The following is an 18,237-nucleotide window of genomic DNA, read 5'->3' as shown; positions in this document are numbered from 1 at the left end:
TTTGGAATTTCATGGCAACCTGGCTGCCACACCATTGCCAAAATGAACACTTCGCGGCATCCTGTCGCCACCATGTCCTGCCCACCGTCCGCCTCGCTTGCCCCCGCCAGCCCAGCCGTCACCCGCATCGGCCGGTTCTACATCACGCGCGAGCTTGGCCGGGGGACTGTCGGATGCGTCTACCTTGGACATGACCCGGTGATCGGACGGGATATTGCAATCAAGACCTATCATCCGCGCCTGACACCAGCCGAACGCAACCGCTACGAACTGCAGTTCATCAATGAGGCGCGGGCCGCCGGTTTGCTCTCCCATCCGCATATCGTGACCGTCTATGACGCATCGGTTGAGCACGGAACCACCTATATCGCGATGGAATACCTGCGCGGGCGTGAACTCAACAAGCTTCTCGACAGCGGCCATCGCTTCACGCCGGACGACGTCGCATCCATCGTCTGGAAGATCGCCGATGCGCTGAACCACGCGCACCAGCGCGACGTGATCCATCGAGACGTGAAGCCGGCAAACATCTTCATGGTGGCAGACGACCAGCCGAAGCTTGTCGATTTCGGCATTGCGCGCGCGCCGAATCGCGTCGCTGAAAAAAGCGCCGATCCTGACGATCCCGTCACGCTCCTGGTGGGCAACCGGCTGCTCGGCACACCGAACTACATGTCGCCGGAACAGGCCGTCGGCAAGACGGTGGATGCCCGCACCGATATTTATTCCCTGGGCGCCGTGATGTACGAAATGCTCGTCGGCCGCAAGCCCTTCCACTCGACGAGCGCGGACAAGCTTCTGCAGCAGATCGCCTACAAGGCACCTCCGGCGCCGCATGAAATCGATTACCGCATTCCATTGGCACTGTCCGAAATCGTGATGAAGGCGATGAGCAAGCGCCCTGAAAAACGCTACGAAACGGCGCAAAGGATGGCGCTGGATATCAAGCGTTACCTGGTGCGGCAGCGCCGCGCACGGCGCCGTATGAAGATTCCCGTTCCCGCCCTTGATCAGCGCGATCCGCGAACCCTGTCTGTTTCCCGCGGCAGCCTGTACTGGACAGTCGGCCTCCTGCTTGCGGGTACTGCCGCCATGGCTACGGCGCTGCTCTAACGAACGTTCAGCGCGGTCAGCACCTGCCCCTTCAGGGTTTTGATCAGCGAGGTTTCATCCGATGGCACCCCCTCGGGAGCAGCCTGTGCACGATCTGCATAGAACAGGCCAAGCTGCTTCTTCTGAACGACCAGCGGCAGGACGATGAAACTGCGCGCATCCGGCAGCAAAGTTCGGTGCCACGCAGGCAGCAGGTCACGGATCTTTGGCGCGGTCGCATCGGAAATCATGAGATCCGCATCGTTTTCCATCGCCAGGTGGAACAGATCACGCGCGGTGTGAATGGGAAACACGAACCCTGCCTGGCGCTCCGCGTTCTTTTCACCCATGGCGATACGGGCGCGGAACTGGTGCGTATGCATGTCCTTCAGGCATACCGTCGCAAAGCGGAATCCCATGCTGCTGTAGAGCGTCTCGAGGACCAGCAGCATCAGGTCGTTCACCTTGCAACGGCCGGACGCCATCATCTGCGTCACGTCCTGCACACCTGCCAGCAACAGGTCGCGCGCATTCACCGGCTTGCCGCTGGCGTGGCGCTCGGTTATCTGCAATGCTTGCGGTTCGTCGAGGAGGTCCAGCAGAAGTTCGCTCGGCAATCCGGACTCGACGTCTGTTGCGCCCTTCGCCGCGCCGGCCGGTGCAGGCGCAGCCGCGCCGGAAGCCGCAGCGGCTGCAGGTTGCCGCCCGGACGGCGCCGCTTGTTCGCCATGCGAGTGAGCATGGTCATGCTCGTCGCTGTGCAAGGCCAGTTCGGTACTGCTTGCAATGACACGGGTTTCCTGTGCCACACCTGCGAACAACTGGTTGAGCTTGGCATGGTCCATGCCCAATGCCCCGCCGAAACGCGTCAGCACGGCCTTGCTCGCCGCTTCCTGCCCCGGCGTACCCGCAGAGGGAATCAGGCGCGCAGCGGCGGAACTGAAGGCAGCGACCTGCTGCAGCCATTCCTGCCGGCCCTTGGCAGGCTTGAGCACGCCCGGCGGCGGCGGGTTCAAGGCCTGGACGATACTCTCGGGGATGTTCCATTCGCGCAGGACCGACTCCGCGAGGAGGTCGAAGCTGCAGCCAAGCACCTGCTGCGAAGCCTGTGCCGGCGTATGCGTACCGGCCTCCACCAACGTAGTGATCTTGTCGTATTGATCATGATCGTGTGCGGCGACGAGGACACGGCCGATATTCTTGAACAGCGCAGCGACCGCGGCCTCTTCCGCATCCTTGAAATGGCTGCGGCGTGCGATTTCACGACCGACGATACTTGCGCAAAGGGCATGACTGAGTTCGTTGCGCACGCTTTTCGCGTTCTTCCCGGACATGCCGTCGACAAGCAGCATCGCCAGCGCCGCGGTCTTCACGGTATCGAAGCCGAGCAGGAAGATGGCCTTAGACACCGTCGTTACCGGCGTGCCGGACGCGGTGCGGTAGCAGACGGTATTGGAAATGCGGAGGATTTTCTGCGTCAGCGCAACATCGGACAGGATGAAATGCGCGAGATTCCGAACCGCCTCGCCATCCGACGATGTCATTTGCACAACGCGGGATACCGAACTGCCCAGGGCAGGAAGATCCGCTTCAGAGCTGATTTTTTGCAACAGATGTTCGAGCGCACGGTTGGCGGGCTTGTCGTCCCCCGCCCAGAACTGGACATCGGGCTTTGCCGGCCCTGTATTTTCGAAAACCACGTTTAACAGTTCCTGAGAGTGCGCACTGGGAAGGTCAATGATGACGCATTCACGGTGCATTGTCGATGCAACGCAATTGTATTACTGCCTGTCTGGGCTATAACGGCACAACCCCGAAGATATTGAGCCGCAGCGCCCCGCTTCGCCACGGTCGTCTTCAAATAAAAAAAGCGCACCGTTTCCGGTGCGCCCTTGACTTCTGCCGCGAGCAGATTACTTGCTGTGTTCGCGGTTGTATGCAGCGACGCCGTTCAGGATTTCCTGCTTGGCCTCTTCCGGACCGAACCAGCCTTCGACCTTGACCCACTTGCCCGGCTCGAGATCCTTGTAGTGCTCGAAGAAGTGCTGGATCTGCTGCAGGCGCAGTTCGTTCATGTCATCCGGCTTCTGCCAGTGCTTGTAGATCGGCAGGACCTTGTCCACCGGCACGGCGAGCAGCTTGGCGTCGCCGCCCGCTTCATCCTTCATGCGCAGGACGCCGATCGGACGGCAGCGCACGACCACGCCGGGGATCAGCGGGAACGGCGTCACGACGAGCACGTCGACCGGGTCGCCGTCGTCGGAAATGGTCTGCGGGATGTAGCCGTAGTTGCACGGATAATGCATCGCCGTGCCCATGAAGCGATCAACGAAAATCGCGCCGGTTTCCTTGTCAACCTCGTACTTGATCGGGTCGGCATTCATCGGGATTTCGATGATGACGTTGAAATCTTCCGGAACGTTGCGGCCGGCGGGAACATTGCTCAAGCTCATGATGCACTCTCAGTGGAAATGAAAATTCGGAAATGCCGAGATTATAACGGCATTCAGAGCGAGCTTGTGCGACGCAGCACGACTTTGAGAAAGGATGTCAGCGCGTTTGACACACGTCAGGAGAGCGTCAGGATGGAATGATAAAAGCGGCGGGAATGCAGTCCCCGCCGCGTTACAGGATGGTCGCCAGCGCGCACTGGCGGTAATGCGCCGCCGCCTGGTCGGGCTGGTTGAGTGCCTCGTGCATCTGCGCCAGCTTGAGGTGCGCCTCGCGCACGGTTTCCGCTTCACCGGCATCCGACAGCGCCTGCTCGAGGTGCCGTTGCGCCTTGCCCCAGAGCTTCTGCCGCAGGCACAGCGTGCCCAGCGTCAGCGCAAGTTCCGCATCGCCCGGATGCGATTTCGCCCACTCCTCGCAGCGCTCAATTTGCGCCAGCAATTCCGCCGAGCCTTCGGCACCGGCGGAATTGCCGTAAGCGCGCACCAGCCGCTCGTCCCACTCTACCGCCAATGCCTTTTCAACCACGCTGCGGGACTCGTCATGCAATCCTTTCGCATTGAGGGCACGGGCCGCGCGAATGGCGACGAATGGCCGCGTCCTGTCTTCCGCAGGAATGGTGGAAAGCACGCGGCGCAAGGATTCGGCGTCATGCGCCTGATGGGACAGCAGGTCTTCATACGCCATTTCGCGCAGCCGGCGCGAGAGTGCCGGATGCAAGGCATTGCGCTTGTCGAGCATGCGCACCAGGCGCAATACCTCTGGCCAGTTCTTGGAGCGCTGGTTTGCCTTGAGCGCGAGTCGAAGCGCATGGATGTGGCGAGTGCCGCTGGAATTGAGCTCCTTCACCGCGTCCAGCGCAAGATCCGGCTCGTGCCCGTCGATGGACAGCTCGATGGAAGTCATCAGGCGGGCAGTCTTGAGGGCCTGATCCTCCTGCGCCTTGTTCAGCCACACGTCGCGGCGCTCCGGACGACCGATGCGATGCGCGGCGCGCGCAGCGATCAGGGCCGACAGACCGGCGTTGTCCGGGGATTCGGCGGCGCGGGCGGCGGCTTTTTCGGCGTGGCCGAAGCGGCCTTCGAACAGCGCTTTCAGCGCATCGCGCATCGCGCGGTTGCCCTCACGGTCGCGCTTTTCACGGCGATACGCGGCAACCCGGTACGGCATCTGCTGGGTACTGCGAATGGCATTGAAGATGGCAAACAGCACCGCGAACAGCAGTGCGGCCAGCACGATGAACAGGTTGAGCGACATGTCCACCCGGTACGGCGGGTAGAAGAAGACGACGTTGCCCGGGTTGAAGCGCGCGCCGACAGCAAGACCGATCGCGGCGGCAAACAGGATGACGAGCGACAAAAAGATACGCATCGTTATGGCTTCGCCTTGTAGTTGCGCACGGCATTCAGGCTTTCGGCCAGCGTCGGCATCTCGATCGAGAGGTTGCTTGCCTGGACCTGGCGCAGCAGGGCCTGCGTCGTCTGCGTCTGCTTGGCGCGGGTATCGAAGTACTTGGCGATCGCGTCCTGCGCGGCGATCAGGTCGCTGCGGAATGCTGATTCATTGCGGGTCAACAGTGCCAGGCGGGCATTGAGCAGGCGCAGCTTGACGTTCTCGCGGGCGTAATAGGCCTGGGTCGGCGAGAGCAGCAAGGCATCCGAAGTCTCGACATTGCGCACGCGGATCAGTTGTCGGATCTCGCCCCACATCTCGCTGGTCCAGCTGTGCCACACTTCTTCGAGGTCGCCAAGCCAGTCGGAGCCGGCCTGGCCCGATGCTTGCGCCTTCGACGACTCGACCGCCTTGGGGGCGCGGCGCGGTACGCGCGGCTGCGCCGCGACGGCGGCCGGCTTTTCGTCGGCCAGCAGCGGCATGCTGTCAATCTGGCCGATGATGCTGTCGAGGCGCAGCGCGATGCCGGTCAGGTCGACCGTGGGCAGCGCCTTGAGACGCTCCAGGTCCTTCGCGATTGCGCGCCGGATGATAATGAATTGCGGCTTGTCCGAGCGGGAAAGCCGGTTGTCGGCATTCTGCAGCGCGATCACCGCGCCCTGGACATTGCCCGCAAGCTGGAGCTGCTGGCTGGCGGTGGACAGGACCTGCTCGATTTCCGCCAATGCCCAGTCGTCACGGTTGCGGGACAGCTCCTGATAGAGATGCTCGAGCGCCAGTTGCTGGCTTTGCGCCTCGACCTGCTTGCCTTCGAGGACGTTCACCTTGGCCTGCAACTCCTTCATGCCTTCCTGGACGGAACGGACGATGACCTTCGTTTCGGTGCTCACCGATTCGCCGGTCTTCAGGCGCTGCGCCATTTCCTCACGCAGCCGGTCAACCTCGCGGTCGGATGTCCACCACTGCGCGGCAAGCAGAAGCGCGAGCGCTCCCAGCGCGCCATAGACGAGGCGCACGGAAGAATTACCTTTTTGATAAGAGGGTGCTGCGGATTCGGCTTTTTGCGGAGCGGGACTCGTCTGCGCAGGCTGATTCGCGTCGGAAGAAGATGGCAGTTCGTTCATGCTCGAAATTGTAACGCGGCTAACAAGGGTTCGTCCCCTGATCCTGTCTGCACGATGTCGGCAAAACCCAGCGAGCGTGCGGTTTCCGCGATGCGCACATGCGGGACGACGAGACGTTGCTGTTGCATTTTCACCACGGCAACATCGCCCCCGGTGTCTCGCACCATTTGCTGGAGGATGCGCAGCGCCTCGGAACTGGTGATGATCCAGTCCGCGCCTGTGTCGAGCAAGTGCCGCAGTTGCGCGCGCTTCGCATCGTCAAGCACTGGCGCCGCTCTCCTGTATGCCGCCACCTGTTCGACCTGCACGCCATGGTCGCGCAATGCATCAGCCATCAGTTCGCGTCCGGTTTCACCGCGCAGGATCAATACGCGCTTGCCGCGCAAGGCAGAAAGGTCCAGCGCCTCGACCAGCGTCTGTGAATCGGTGCGCAGCGGATCGACGGGACTGAAGATGGTGGCATTGGCCGGCGTCAGTCCGTATTGCGCGAGGGCTGCCTTGCTGCCTTCACCGACCACGGCAAGGGCGACATGGGAAGGCCACTGGCCGATGTGCGCGAAAGCTGCGTCGATCGCGTTCGGACTGACGAAGGCCACCATGGCGTAGTCGCCGACATTCCGGAGCGTGGCCTGTAGCGCGGCCTGGTCCGGAAGGGGAAGGATTTCGAGCAGGGGAAATACGACGGCGTCGCGCCCGAGCGCGGACAGCTTTTGCGCCAGCGCCACGGCCTGCGCCTGCGGGCGCGTGATGACGACCGGACGATTACCTGTATTTGCCATCGTTCGTTGCCGCCCTGTCGATGCCTTCGATCGGAAAAAAATTGGATGCTGCGCGGCGGTGGCCGCGCGGTGATTGCCGTCAGCCGGCGTCCATCGCCTTGCACGCGGCGAGGATGTCGTCGGCGCCCTGCCCCTGCAGAGTCGTGGCAATCTGCTTGCCCAGTGCGTCAGGAGCGTTGGCCGGGCCGGTTGCATCGGCAGTCGCGATGCGCTTGCCGTCCGGTGTCGCCACCATCGCGCGCAGGCGCATGGAACCGGCATCCACTGTGGCGAATGCCGCCAGCGGGATCTGGCAGCTGCCGCCGAATACGCGGGATACGGTACGCTCGGCAGTGACCGCCTGGGCCGTGGCTTCGTGATTGAGCGGCTCCAGCAAGGCCATCAGGTCGTCGCGGCCGTCGAGGATTTCAATGGCCATGGCGCCCTGGCCCGGGGCGGGCAGGCTCCGCTCGGGCTCGATCAGGGAGCGAATGCGTTGCGGCATGCCGAGGCGCTTGAGGCCGGCGGCAGCAAGGATGATCGCCGCGTATTCGCCGCGGTCGAGCTTGCCGAGGCGGGTATCGAGGTTGCCGCGCAGGGGGCGGATCACGAGATGCGGATAGCGCGCCGCGATCAATGCCTGGCGGCGCAGGCTGCTGGTGCCGACAATCGCGCCTTCCGGCAGGTCGTCGAGCGAAGCATAGTCATTGGACACGAAAGCATCGCGCGGATCTTCGCGCTCCAGCACGGCTGCAAGCCTGAACCCTTCTGGCAGTTCCATCGGCACATCCTTGAGCGAATGCACGGCGAGGTCGGCGCGGCGTTCTTCCATTGCCACTTCGAGTTCCTTGACGAACAAGCCCTTGCCTCCGACCTTCGACAAGGTGCGGTCGAGGATCTGGTCGCCCTTGGTGGTCATGCCCAGAATTTCGATACTGCACTGCGGATATAATGCCGACAACCTTGCGCGGACATGCTCTGCCTGCCACATGGCGAGGCGGCTCTCACGCGACGCGATCACGAGTTTTGCGGGTGGGGATACTTTCACGACGTGCACTTTCGATGTTCGTTGATGCGAACCTGGCTCGGATCGCAGAGGCGCAGATTTTATCATGCGCATGTTCCGCAACTGTGCCCGCAGGCCACTTTTCCCCAATCGATTGCAGACATTCAACATGGCTAATCAAGCAAGCTCCACGACCGACAAGGACGCACCGCTGAAGGAAGACATCCGCCTGCTGGGGCGCCTGCTCGGCAACGTATTGCGCGACCAGGAAGGCGAGGCGGTGTTCCATGTCGTCGAGACCATCCGCCAGACGGCGGTACGTTTCCGCCGCGAATCCGACCCGCAGTCGGGAACGGAACTCAACAAGATGCTCCGGAAGCTTACCCGCGACCAGACGATTTCGGTCGTACGGGCGTTTTCCTACTTCTCGCACCTTGCCAACATCGCCGAGGACCAGCACCACAACCGCCGCCGCCGCGCGCACCTGCTCGCTGGCTCTGCGCCGCAGCAAGGCAGCATTGCCTATGCGCTGTCCCGGCTGGATGACGCAGGCGTGTCCGGCTCCGCGGTGCGCGGCTTCTTCAAGGAGGCGCTGGTTTCGCCGGTGCTCACCGCGCACCCCACGGAAGTCCAGCGCAAGAGCATCCTCGATGCCGAACGCGAAATCGCGCGCCTGCTTGCGGAACGCGACCATCCGCTGACCGCGAAGGAACTGGCGCGCAATACGCAACTCCTGCACGCCTGCGTCGCGACGCTGTGGCAGACCCGGATGCTGCGCTACTCGAAGCTGACGGTGGCCGACGAGATCGAGAACGCGCTGTCCTACTATCGCATCACCTTCCTGCGCGAACTGCCCGGCCTGTACGAAGACATCGAGTCCGAAATCGCAGCGCATTTCCCGCAGCGCCATGCGGTCTCCGGCGAGCTGCCGCCTTTCGTGCAGATGGGAAGCTGGATCGGCGGCGACCGCGACGGCAATCCGAATGTGAATGCGGACACGATGAAGCATGCGCTTGTCCGCCAGTCCACCGCGATTTTCGATTTTTACATGGATGAAGTGCATGCCCTAGGCGCCGAATTGTCGATTTCGACACTGCTGGTTGGCGTCAGCCCGGAACTGCAGGCGCTCGCGGACGCCTCTCCCGACCAATCAGCACATCGCTCCGACGAGCCCTATCGCCGCGCGCTGATCGGCCTGTATGCGCGCCTCGCCGCCACGGCCCGCACGCTGGGTGCGGCACATGTGCTGCGGCAGGAAGTCGGCGCGGCCGCCCCCTATGCAACGCCGGAAGCATTCACGCGCGACCTGCAAGTGCTGGCCGATTCCCTGCAATCCCATCATGGCGCCGTGCTGGTCGGACCACGTCTCGCCGTGCTGAAACGCGCATCCGAGATCTTCGGCTTCCACCTCGCGACGCTCGACATGCGCCAGAGCTCCGATGTCCATGAACGCGTCCTGGCCGAACTCTTTTCCCGCGCCGGGGTCGAGAAGAATTACGGCGCGCTGGCGGAAGAAGACAAGGTCGCGCTCCTGCTGGAGGAACTCGGCAAGCCGCGCCTGCTGTACTCGCCCTACCTCGCCTACACCGCCGAGACGGAGTCCGAACTCACCATCCTCCGCACCGCACGCGACATCCGTCACCGCTATGGCGAACGGGCGATCCGCAACTACATCATTTCGCATACGGAGACCGTCTCCGACCTGCTGGAAGTGCTGCTTCTGCAGAAGGAAACCGGCCTGCTGCATCAGGAATGGGACGCGGAGTCCGGCGAGGCGTCGAATGCGCGCAACGAGCTGATGGTGATCCCGCTGTTCGAAACCATCCCCGACCTGCGCTGCGCGGCGGGCATCATGGAACGGTTCATGTCCTTGCCGCAGGTACGCCGCCTGGTGGCAAACCAGGGCGACCTGCAGGAAGTGATGCTGGGCTATTCCGACTCCAACAAGGACGGCGGCTTCCTGACCTCGAACTGGGAACTGTACAAGGCGGAGATCGGCCTGGTCGAACTGTTCGACCGCGCCGGCGTCAAGCTGCGCCTCTTCCATGGCCGCGGGGGCACAGTCGGCCGCGGCGGCGGACCGAGCTACGACGCCATCCTTGCGCAGCCTGCGGGCACCGTCAACGGCCAGATCCGCCTCACCGAGCAAGGTGAAATCATCGCGTCGAAATTCTCCAACCCGGAAATCGGCCGCCGCAACCTGGAACTGCTGGTGGCGGCGACGCTGGAAGCCAGCCTGATGCCGCATGCGGCCGAGGGCAAGCGCGCCAGGAAGCTCGCCGGGTTCGAAAGCGTGATGGAGGAATTGTCCGAGCGCGCCTATCGCGCCTATCGCAACCTCGTGTACGAGACGCCCGGCTTCACCGACTACTTCTTCGCCGCCACGCCGATTGCGGAGATTGCCGAACTCAACATCGGTTCGCGCCCTGCCTCGCGCAAATCGACGCGCCGCATCGAAGACCTGCGCGCCATTCCCTGGGGTTTCTCCTGGGGACAATGCCGCTTGTTGCTGCCGGGATGGTACGGATTCGGCAGCGCGGTCGCGTCCTGGGTGGACGAGGCGGAAGACGCAAAGGAACACAAGAAGCGCGTCGCGACCCTGCGTGAGATGTTCAAGGAATGGCCGTTTTTTGCCACGCTGCTGTCGAACATGGACATGGTGCTCGCCAAGGCCGACCTCGCCGTCGCCTCGCGCTATGCGGAACTGGTGCCGGACAGGAAGGTCCGCAACGGGATCTTCAAGCGCATCCTGGAGGAACACGAGCGCACGACGTCCAGCCTGGCCGTCATTACCGGCGCACGGGAGAGGCTTGCGGGCAATCCGCTGCTGGCGCGTTCCATCAAGAACCGGTTTGCCTATCTCGATCCGCTGAACCACCTGCAGGTGGAACTGATCAAGCGGCACCGTGCGGCAAGCGCAGAGGGACGCACGCTGGATGAACGGGTGCGACGCGGCATCCATCTGTCCATCAACGGCATCGCCGCCGGACTGCGCAATACCGGGTGATTTATTTGACGAGCGCCTTGACCACCGGCCACTGGCGCCGCGAAATGGGAAGGCGCTCGTCGACGTCGCGCAGGATCACCTGCCACGGCTCCTGCACGCGATCGCCCTCGCCTTCTCCATCCACCGGGAGCGTTCCGCGCTCGACACCGACGATCGCGTCACGCGCCACCAGTGCCTTGCGGTGCACCCGTACGAAAACCTCCCCCAGCTCTTCCTCGATGGAAGTCAGCGACTCCTCGATCAGATACTCATGCGAACGGGTGCGCAAGGTGACGTACTTCAGCTCGGCCTTGAGGTAAACGACATCGCGCACGGGAACAAGCAGTACCCGTCCGCGTTCCTGTACCGAAAAATTCTGGCGCGCGCCCGGGACAGCTTTGGATGCCGTCGCAATTGCCGCGCCCTGCGTCGTACGCAAGGCTGCCGCACGCTGGATCGCTTCCGCGAGGCGGGATGCGCGCACCGGCTTCAACAGGTAATCCAGCGCATGGACCTCGAATGCCTTGAGCGCATATTCATCATAGGCAGTCACGAAAATGACGGCCGGCGGCGAAGGGTTCTGCATGAAGCAGGATGCGAGCTCCAGGCCTGTCATGCCGGGCATCTGCACGTCGAGCAGGACGATATCGGGCGCGGCAAGGGCGACGCCGTCGATGGCGCGCTGCGCGCTGTCGGCCTCGCCGGCAAGTTGATGGGGACACTCCGCGGCGATATCGGACAGCAGCGTCTTCAACCGCGTACGCGCGGGCGCCTCGTCATCGACGATAAACAGGCGGGGAATCATGCAACACCTTTCACATAGGGGAACAGCAGCCGTGCCTCGAACAGGTTGCCGTTGACGGCGGTCGCCAGCAGCGCCTCCACATCGAACAGCAGCGCCAGCCGTTCACGGATATTTTCCAGCGCCATCCTGTTTCCGGCCTCGCCACAAGCGCCGCCGTGGTACGGATTGGTCACGATGATCTCGATCTTGTCCATGGAACGTTCGACGGTCACGCGGACCTGGGCAGGCTCGACCGCCGGCTCGACGCCATAGTGCACGGCATTCTCGATCAATGGCTGCAGCAGCAGCACCGGCACCTGGGCACGGCGCAGGACTTCGCCGTCGATCCCGTCCATCTCCCAGCTCACCTGCATGCGGTCGCCCAGACGGATTTTCTCGATCGAGAGATATTGCTGGCACAGGCGGATTTCATTGTGCAGCGACGTCATGCTGCGCGGATCGCTCATCAGCACGCGGAACAGGTCAGCCAGGTCTTCCAGCGTGCTTTCCGCCCTGCGCGGCTCGGTCCTGATGAGCGACAGCGCCGCATTCAGGCTGTTGAAGAGAAAGTGCGGACGGATACGCGCCTGCAACGCCTGCAGCCTTGCCTCCACGATGGCAGGCGAGAAGGCGCGCTTGCGCAGCTCGAAGTAATGCTGGAAAAAAGCACCGAACAAGCCCGCGAGCAGCATCCCCTTCTCCGCGCTCAACGCACTGAAACTCCCTGCAAGGCCGCTGCTCAATGTGAACAGATAGATAACGGCGCCGGTCACGGCAACCGGCACGGCCACGCTCGCCGTCCGCTGCGGCCACGCAGGAATGTGTCCCGGAACAGGTCCACGCAGCAGCAGTTGCCGCAAGCCGCACAGCGCAAACAGGGACCAGAGGCACGACAGCTCGATCACCATCGACGCTTCCACGAATTCAAAGACGCCCGTCGCCCATTCGCCCGACTGCGCCACGATCCCAGCAAAGGCTGCGATGTTCACGCCGATCAGCGTGCGGAAAACCACACCGATGTTGCAACAGTCGGGAATGAGGATGTCGGCGAGTCTGCTGGCCGTATCTGGAGCGGCGGGGAGCGGCATGGGAGTTATAATCACGTATTCACCGGGATTCAATTATGACAGCACAACTTTCCAAAAAAGGCGAGGCCTGGTCCGCCCGCTTTTCCGAACCAGTCTCCGACCTCGTCAAACGTTATACCGCATCGGTGTTCTTCGACAAGCGCATGGCCGATGCCGACATCCAGGGCTCGCTCGCGCACGCCGAGATGCTGGCGCACCAGGGCATCATCAGCCGGCAGGACCACGCCGACATCCAGCGCGGCATGGCGCAGATCCGGTCGGAGATCGCTTCCGGCAAGTTCGAATGGCTGCTCGACCTCGAAGACGTCCACCTGAACATCGAAAAGCGCCTGACCGAGCTGGTCGGCGACGCCGGAAAGCGCCTGCATACCGGCCGCTCCCGCAATGACCAGGTGGCCACGGATATCCGTCTCTACATGCGTTCCGCCATCGACGACATCACCGGCCTGCTGCGCGACCTGCGCCTCGCCCTGGTCGACCTCGCCGAAAAGAACGCCGACACCATCCTGCCGGGCTTCACCCACATGCAGGTGGCGCAGCCGATCACCTTCGGCCACCACATGCTGGCCTACGTGGAAATGTTCGGCCGCGATGCCGAGCGTATGGCCGACTGCCGCAAGCGTGTGAACCGCCTGCCGCTGGGCGCTGCCGCACTGGCCGGCACCACCTTCCCGATCGATCGCACCCGTGTGGCGAAAACGCTCGGTTTCGACGACGTATGCCACAACTCGCTGGATGCCGTCTCCGACCGCGACTTCGCGATCGAATTCTGCGCCGCAGCCGCACTGGTCATGACGCACATTTCCCGCATGTCGGAAGAACTGGTGATCTGGATGAGCCCGCGCGTCGGCTTCATTGATATCGCTGACCGCTTCTGCACCGGCTCGTCGATCATGCCGCAGAAGAAGAATCCCGACGTCCCCGAACTTGCGCGCGGCAAGACCGGTCGCGTCAACGGCCACCTGGTCGGCCTGCTGACCCTGATGAAAGGACAGCCGCTGGCTTACAACAAGGACAACCAGGAAGACAAGGAACCGTTGTTCGATACGGTCGACACGGTGACCGACACGCTGCGGATCTTCGCTGACATGGCTTCCGGCATCACGGTAAAACCGGAGGCCATGCGTGCCGCCGCACTGCAGGGTTATGCCACCGCCACCGACCTGGCCGACTACCTCGTCAAGAAGGGTCTGCCCTTCCGCGATGCGCATGAGGCCGTCGCACATGCAGTACGGATGTGCGAACAGCGCGGCTGCGACCTCACAGACCTGACGCTCGATGAAATGCGCGCATTCTCTGCATTGATCGAAGCGGACGTATTCGATGTCCTCACGCTCGAAGGTTCGGTCGCCGCACGCAACCACGTTGGCGGTACGGCACCTCAACAAGTGCGTGCAGCAATTGCACGCGTACGCGCTCAGCTCGCGTAAGCTTACGGACGCACCGACGGCTGCCGGCTCGAAGGCCGGCAGCCTCCTCCTGCAAGCCTCACCGAAATTGCGTATGCTTTCCTCATGACGGCATTCGATACTTGGTGTGCCGCCGTCGAGCCTCGAACGTCGCCCCATTCCCACCTCTCCTCCGTTGTTGCGCCCACATTTGCGTAGTTTTACGTAAGGATTTGTCCGTAAAAATGCGCTTGAAACATGAAAAAAACAGGGGCTTTTGCGTCGCAGCATGAAAAGAATATTACGCTCTCCGTTCAGTTGTTCGCTTGCACATTGAAATGACATATACTGCGGCGAACCCAAGGTCCAGGCGGCACGCAAGAATCCGATCGCAAAGAAAAAACCCGCGGTCCGGCACGAATGATTTTTCATAAATGGAGACGAAATCATGTCTTTTTTACTCTCGTTATCGAGATTCATTGACGCGCTCAATGAAAAGGTAGGGACCAGCGTCAGCTGGGCACTCTTCATCTCGGTTCTCATCTGTACCGGCAACGCATTGATCAGGTATGTCTTCCATACCAGTTCTAATGCATGGCTTGAAATCCAGTGGTACCTGTTTTCCGCGATCTTCCTTCTCGGTACCTCCTACACGCTGCGCCGCAATGAGCACGTCCGCATCGACGTCGTCGTCGGTCATTTCTCCAAGCGCACGCAAGTCTGGATCGATGTCCTCGGGTTCCTGATCTTCCTGCTGCCGATGACACTGCTCGTTCTCTACTACGCCGTGCCGTATGCATGGGAGTCCATCCAGAACCAGGAAGTCTCGAGCAACGCCGGCGGCCTGATCGTCTGGCCCGCCAAGCTCCTGATTCCGGTCGGTTTCCTGCTGCTGACCTTGCAAGGCATTTCGGAGATGATCAAGCGGATCGGCTTCCTGCAGGGCAAAGTGAATGCGAGCGAGTTCGACAAGCATGCAGCAACCCCCGAAGAAGAAATCGAGGCGATCAAAGCCGCGAACAACCTCAACTGATCGTCTGGAGACTGAGTAAATGGAGCAATTCCTGATTGCGAACATGGCGCCGATCATGTTCGGCGCCCTTGTCGTATTCCTGCTATCGGGCTTTCCGGTGGCATTCGCCCTGGCGGCCAATGGCCTGTTCTTCGGCCTGCTGGGCATCGAGCTCGGCCTGCTGAAGCCCGAGCTGCTGCAAGCTTTGCCGAACCGCATTTTCGGCATCATGGCCAACGACACGCTGCTGGCCATCCCGTTCTTTACCTTCATGGGCCTCATCCTCGAGCGCTCCGGGATGGCGGAAGACTTGCTTGACACCATCGGCCAGCTGTTCGGCCCGGTGCGCGGCGGTGTTGCCTACGCGGTGATTTTCGTGGGCGCCCTGCTGGCCGCGACCACTGGCGTGGTGGCCGCATCCGTGATCTCGATGGGCCTGATCTCCCTGCCAGTCATGCTGCGTTACGGCTATGACAAGCGGATCGCGTCCGGTGTGATTGCCGCATCGGGGACGCTGGCACAGATCATCCCGCCGTCGCTGGTGCTGATCGTGATGGCCGACCAGCTTGGCCGTTCCGTCGGCGATATGTACAAGGCCGCTTTCGCTCCCGGCCTGCTGCTGACCGCGATGTACGCAGGCTACGTGCTTGCAATGTCGATCTTCAAGCCGCATTCCGTACCGGCCCTGCCACCGGAGGCACGCAATCTGAAGGAGCCGAACGGCAACAGCGGTATCGTTTCCCTCCTCGCACTGATCGCCGTCGCGGTCGGCGCTTCCTTTGCGTTTGCCGCCTACTATGGCTCCACGCATCCGAAGGCAGCCAGCGATGAAGTCGGTATTTATTCTGCTGCGGTCGGCATCATCGGCGCCTTCGTCCTGGCCGTGATCAACCGCCAGCTCAAGCTGGGCATGCTCTCGCGCATGGCCGAGAAAGTGGTGTTCGTCCTGATCCCGCCGCTGGCACTGATCTTCCTGGTGCTGGGCACGATCTTCGTCGGTATCGCAACTCCGACTGAAGGTGGTGGCATGGGCGCGTTCGGCGCACTGATCCTGGCAATGATGAATCGCCGTCTGTCGTTGTCACTGATGAAGCAAGCGATGGACTCGACCACCCGCCTGTCCTGCTTCGTGGTGTTCATCCTGATCGGTTCCAGCGTGTTCGGCCTGACCTTCCGCGCAGTCAACGGCGACCTGTGGGTGGAACACCTGCTGACCTCGCTGCCTGGCGGCACGATGGGCTTCCTGATCGTCGTGAACATCCTGTTCTTCGGCCTGGCCTTCTTCCTGGACTTCTTTGAACTGGCCTTCATCCTGGTGCCGCTGGTCGGTCCGGTTGCCGAAAAGCTCGGCATCGACCTGATCTGGTTCGGTGTGCTGCTGGGCGTGAACATGCAGACCTCCTTCATGCACCCGCCGTTCGGCTTCGCGCTGTTCTACCTGCGGTCGGTGGCGCCAAAGGAGGTGACAACATCAGACATCTACTGGGGTGCAGTGCCATTCGTGCTGATCCAGGTGATCATGGTTAGCCTGATTATCGCCTTCCCGGATATCGTGTCGGTCGCCGAAAAAACCGACATGAAGGAGCAGATCGAACTGAAGATCGACATTCCGGCACCGGATGCGGGCGGCGAGACACCTCAGCTGAACTTCTCCACCGAAGGCGACAGCAAGGATGGAGGAGCGCCGCAGTTGAACTTCTCCACCGATTCGGACGAAAAGAAGTAATACCTGCCCCAGGCATCGTCAAACCCCGCACGGTTCGCCCTGCGGGGTTTTTTTACGCTCGTTCGCAGGAATGAAATCAAGGAAGTCATCGCACATCCTGCTTGTCGGCATCCGGCAACAAAAAACCCGCAGGGCTCACGCGCTGCGGGTTGAATGACGTCGAACGGATTATCGGCGCGTGATCATGTAGTTCTGCAGCGGTGCCTCTGCCACGGACGCCCACTGGTTCTGGTCCTGGCGGAAACGCTTCCATGGCTCGTAGACCTTCTTGAACTTGGCGTTCTTGGCGGCTTCCTCATCCATCACTTCGGTTGCTGCCTTGTAGCAAGCATCCATGATGTCGCGCGAGAAGCTGTGCAGCTTGACACCGTTCTTGAGCAGGCGCGCGAGCGCGGCCGGGTTCTTGGCATCGTACTCGGCCTGCATCACGATATGGGCTTCGTGCGAAGCGGCTTCAACGGCAGCCTGGTAATCCTTCGGCAGCTTTTCCCATTCCTTGATGCCCATGTAGAACGACAGCTGCGGCCCGGCTTCCCACCAGCCCGGCGCATAGTAGTGCGGAGCGACCTTGAAGAAGCCGAGCTTCTCGTCGTCATACGGACCGACCCATTCCGCGGCGTCGATCGTGCCCTTTTCCAGTGCCGGATAAATGTCACCGCCGGCGATCTGTTGCGGCACCAGGCCCAGGCGCTGCATGACACGGCCGGCAAAACCACCGATACGCATCTTCAGGCCGTTGAGGTCCTGGACGGACTTCACTTCCTTGCGGAACCAGCCACCCATCTGGCAACCAGTGTTACCGCCCAGGAAATTGACGATGCCGTAGTCCTTGAAGAATTCGCGCATCAGCTGCATGCCGCCTCCCTGGTTGATCCAGGCGGTCTGCTGGCGGGAGTTCAAGCCGAACGGAACCGCGCAGTCGAATGCGAACGTCGGGTCCTTGCCAAAGTAGTAGTAAGACGCGGTATGCCCCATTTCCACCGTGCCCGCCTGCACGGCGTCCATCACCTGGAGAGCCGGAACGATTTCACCGCCGGCGAAGACACGGATGTTGAACTTGCCGTTGGTCAGCTGGGAGACGCGTTGCGTGAACGTCTCTGCCGCACCGTAAATCGTATCAAGCGACTTCGGGAAGCTGGAGGCCAGACGCCAGTTAAGCGTCGGCTGCGTTTGAGCGAGTGCCGGTGCTGCGATCGCGCCAGCTGCGGCGCCAACAGATGCCTTCTTGATAAAGGAACGACGTTCCATTTTGTCTCCTTGGGGGTTACGCATCAAATTCCGGTGTGTTACCGATGTGTCCGTTATCCATACAGTTTTTGTATGTTGCGAGGATTGTATGAGGCCAATATTTCACTGGCAATACATACTCACCTTGCGTTGCAGCATTTGTAGCTGGGGATATACGTAGATGAATCTCTGCATAGCGCAAA

At 61.8% G+C, this 18,237-nt stretch carries 14 protein-coding genes; 5 read left to right on the top strand and 9 right to left on the bottom strand.

The features are described from left to right. Nucleotides 1-42: 42 nt before the first annotated feature. Complete coding sequence (locus AC3WOY_RS20820; RefSeq protein ID WP_492427231.1) at nucleotides 43-1,113, top strand: serine/threonine protein kinase; 1,071 nt, start codon at nucleotides 43-45, stop codon at nucleotides 1,111-1,113. On the opposite strand, the gene AC3WOY_RS20815 is transcribed toward AC3WOY_RS20820, so the two are convergent. The 6 genes from AC3WOY_RS20815 to hemC all read right to left on the bottom strand — a co-directional run bounded on the left by AC3WOY_RS20815 (nucleotide 1,110) and on the right by hemC (nucleotide 7,865). Continuing rightward, nucleotides 1,110-2,792, bottom strand: coding sequence for an HDOD domain-containing protein (locus AC3WOY_RS20815; RefSeq protein WP_492427229.1), 1,683 nt, complete (start codon nucleotides 2,790-2,792; stop codon nucleotides 1,110-1,112). The genes AC3WOY_RS20820 and AC3WOY_RS20815 overlap by 4 nt on opposite strands. Nucleotides 2,793-3,005: 213 nt before the next feature. Then, nucleotides 3,006-3,545, bottom strand: a complete 540-nt coding sequence (gene ppa / locus AC3WOY_RS20810) for an inorganic diphosphatase (protein ID WP_492427227.1) — start codon at nucleotides 3,543-3,545, stop codon at nucleotides 3,006-3,008. A 172-nt stretch (nucleotides 3,546-3,717) separates the two neighbouring features. Beyond that, complete coding sequence (locus tag AC3WOY_RS20805) at nucleotides 3,718-4,914, bottom strand: heme biosynthesis protein HemY (RefSeq protein ID WP_492427225.1); 1,197 nt, start codon at nucleotides 4,912-4,914, stop codon at nucleotides 3,718-3,720. Between the two features lie 2 nt (nucleotides 4,915-4,916). Next, complete coding sequence (locus AC3WOY_RS20800; RefSeq protein WP_492427223.1) at nucleotides 4,917-6,059, bottom strand: uroporphyrinogen-III C-methyltransferase; 1,143 nt, start codon at nucleotides 6,057-6,059, stop codon at nucleotides 4,917-4,919. Beyond that, nucleotides 6,056-6,838, bottom strand: coding sequence for a uroporphyrinogen-III synthase (locus AC3WOY_RS20795; protein ID WP_492427221.1), 783 nt, complete (start codon nucleotides 6,836-6,838; stop codon nucleotides 6,056-6,058). The genes AC3WOY_RS20800 and AC3WOY_RS20795 overlap by 4 nt, the downstream gene beginning before the upstream one ends. A gap of 79 nt (nucleotides 6,839-6,917) precedes the next feature. Then, nucleotides 6,918-7,865, bottom strand: coding sequence for a hydroxymethylbilane synthase (gene hemC / locus AC3WOY_RS20790; RefSeq protein ID WP_492427219.1), 948 nt, complete (start codon nucleotides 7,863-7,865; stop codon nucleotides 6,918-6,920). A gap of 127 nt (nucleotides 7,866-7,992) precedes the next feature. Between hemC and ppc the strand changes: the two genes are divergently transcribed. Continuing rightward, nucleotides 7,993-10,830 (top strand): phosphoenolpyruvate carboxylase, encoded by a 2,838-nt coding sequence (ppc, locus tag AC3WOY_RS20785; protein WP_492427217.1) that lies wholly within the window; start codon nucleotides 7,993-7,995, stop codon nucleotides 10,828-10,830. 1 nt (nucleotide 10,831) lies between these two features. On the opposite strand, the gene AC3WOY_RS20780 is transcribed toward ppc, so the two are convergent. Both AC3WOY_RS20780 and AC3WOY_RS20775 read right to left on the bottom strand, forming a co-directional pair. Then, nucleotides 10,832-11,614, bottom strand: coding sequence for a LytR/AlgR family response regulator transcription factor (locus tag AC3WOY_RS20780; RefSeq protein ID WP_492427215.1), 783 nt, complete (start codon nucleotides 11,612-11,614; stop codon nucleotides 10,832-10,834). Further along, nucleotides 11,611-12,696 carry a sensor histidine kinase gene (locus AC3WOY_RS20775; protein WP_492427214.1) on the bottom strand — a complete coding sequence of 362 codons (1,086 nt, stop codon included), beginning with the start codon at nucleotides 12,694-12,696 and terminating at the stop codon, nucleotides 11,611-11,613. The genes AC3WOY_RS20780 and AC3WOY_RS20775 overlap by 4 nt, the downstream gene beginning before the upstream one ends. A gap of 20 nt (nucleotides 12,697-12,716) precedes the next feature. Between AC3WOY_RS20775 and argH the strand changes: the two genes are divergently transcribed. The 3 genes from argH (at nucleotide 12,717) to AC3WOY_RS20760 (ending at nucleotide 16,807) form a co-directional block, all read left to right on the top strand. Beyond that, entirely contained in the window at nucleotides 12,717-14,111 is a 1,395-nt protein-coding gene (argH, locus tag AC3WOY_RS20770) for an argininosuccinate lyase (protein ID WP_492427213.1), read from the top strand. A gap of 406 nt (nucleotides 14,112-14,517) precedes the next feature. Next, complete coding sequence (locus AC3WOY_RS20765) at nucleotides 14,518-15,102, top strand: TRAP transporter small permease subunit (RefSeq protein ID WP_492427212.1); 585 nt, start codon at nucleotides 14,518-14,520, stop codon at nucleotides 15,100-15,102. A 19-nt stretch (nucleotides 15,103-15,121) separates the two neighbouring features. Then, nucleotides 15,122-16,807: a TRAP transporter large permease gene (locus AC3WOY_RS20760; protein WP_492427211.1), complete on the top strand. Its 1,686-nt coding sequence runs from the start codon at nucleotides 15,122-15,124 to the stop codon at nucleotides 16,805-16,807. Between the two features lie 168 nt (nucleotides 16,808-16,975). Here the strand turns inward: AC3WOY_RS20760 and AC3WOY_RS20755 are convergent, their stop codons facing one another. Continuing rightward, a complete protein-coding gene (locus tag AC3WOY_RS20755) occupies nucleotides 16,976-18,055 on the bottom strand; it encodes a TRAP transporter substrate-binding protein (protein WP_492427210.1) in 1,080 nt (359 codons plus the stop codon). Between the last annotated feature and the right edge of the window lie 182 nt (nucleotides 18,056-18,237).

Source organism: Noviherbaspirillum sp. FW303-A3 (assembly GCF_058788695.1).
The sequence above is the reverse complement of the archived record's forward strand: the minus strand, read 5'-3'. Positions and strand labels throughout refer to the sequence as shown.

Excerpts from the sequence above, each read along its gene's own strand:
- AC3WOY_RS20795 (WP_492427221.1), bottom strand. The coding sequence starts at position 6,838 with ATGGCAAATACAGGTAATCGTCCGGTCGTCATCACGCGCCCGCAGGCG.
- AC3WOY_RS20805 (WP_492427225.1), bottom strand. The coding sequence starts at position 4,914 with ATGCGTATCTTTTTGTCGCTCGTCATCCTGTTTGCCGCCGCGATCGGT.
- ppa (WP_492427227.1), bottom strand. The coding sequence starts at position 3,545 with ATGAGCTTGAGCAATGTTCCCGCCGGCCGCAACGTTCCGGAAGATTTC.
- AC3WOY_RS20755 (WP_492427210.1), bottom strand. The coding sequence starts at position 18,055 with ATGGAACGTCGTTCCTTTATCAAGAAGGCATCTGTTGGCGCCGCAGCT.
- AC3WOY_RS20780 (WP_492427215.1), bottom strand. The coding sequence starts at position 11,614 with ATGATTCCCCGCCTGTTTATCGTCGATGACGAGGCGCCCGCGCGTACG.
- AC3WOY_RS20820 (WP_492427231.1), top strand. The coding sequence starts at position 43 with ATGAACACTTCGCGGCATCCTGTCGCCACCATGTCCTGCCCACCGTCC.
- argH (WP_492427213.1), top strand. The coding sequence starts at position 12,717 with ATGACAGCACAACTTTCCAAAAAAGGCGAGGCCTGGTCCGCCCGCTTT.
- AC3WOY_RS20760 (WP_492427211.1), top strand. The coding sequence starts at position 15,122 with ATGGAGCAATTCCTGATTGCGAACATGGCGCCGATCATGTTCGGCGCC.
- ppc (WP_492427217.1), top strand. The coding sequence starts at position 7,993 with ATGGCTAATCAAGCAAGCTCCACGACCGACAAGGACGCACCGCTGAAG.
- AC3WOY_RS20800 (WP_492427223.1), bottom strand. The coding sequence starts at position 6,059 with ATGAACGAACTGCCATCTTCTTCCGACGCGAATCAGCCTGCGCAGACG.
- AC3WOY_RS20765 (WP_492427212.1), top strand. The coding sequence starts at position 14,518 with ATGTCTTTTTTACTCTCGTTATCGAGATTCATTGACGCGCTCAATGAA.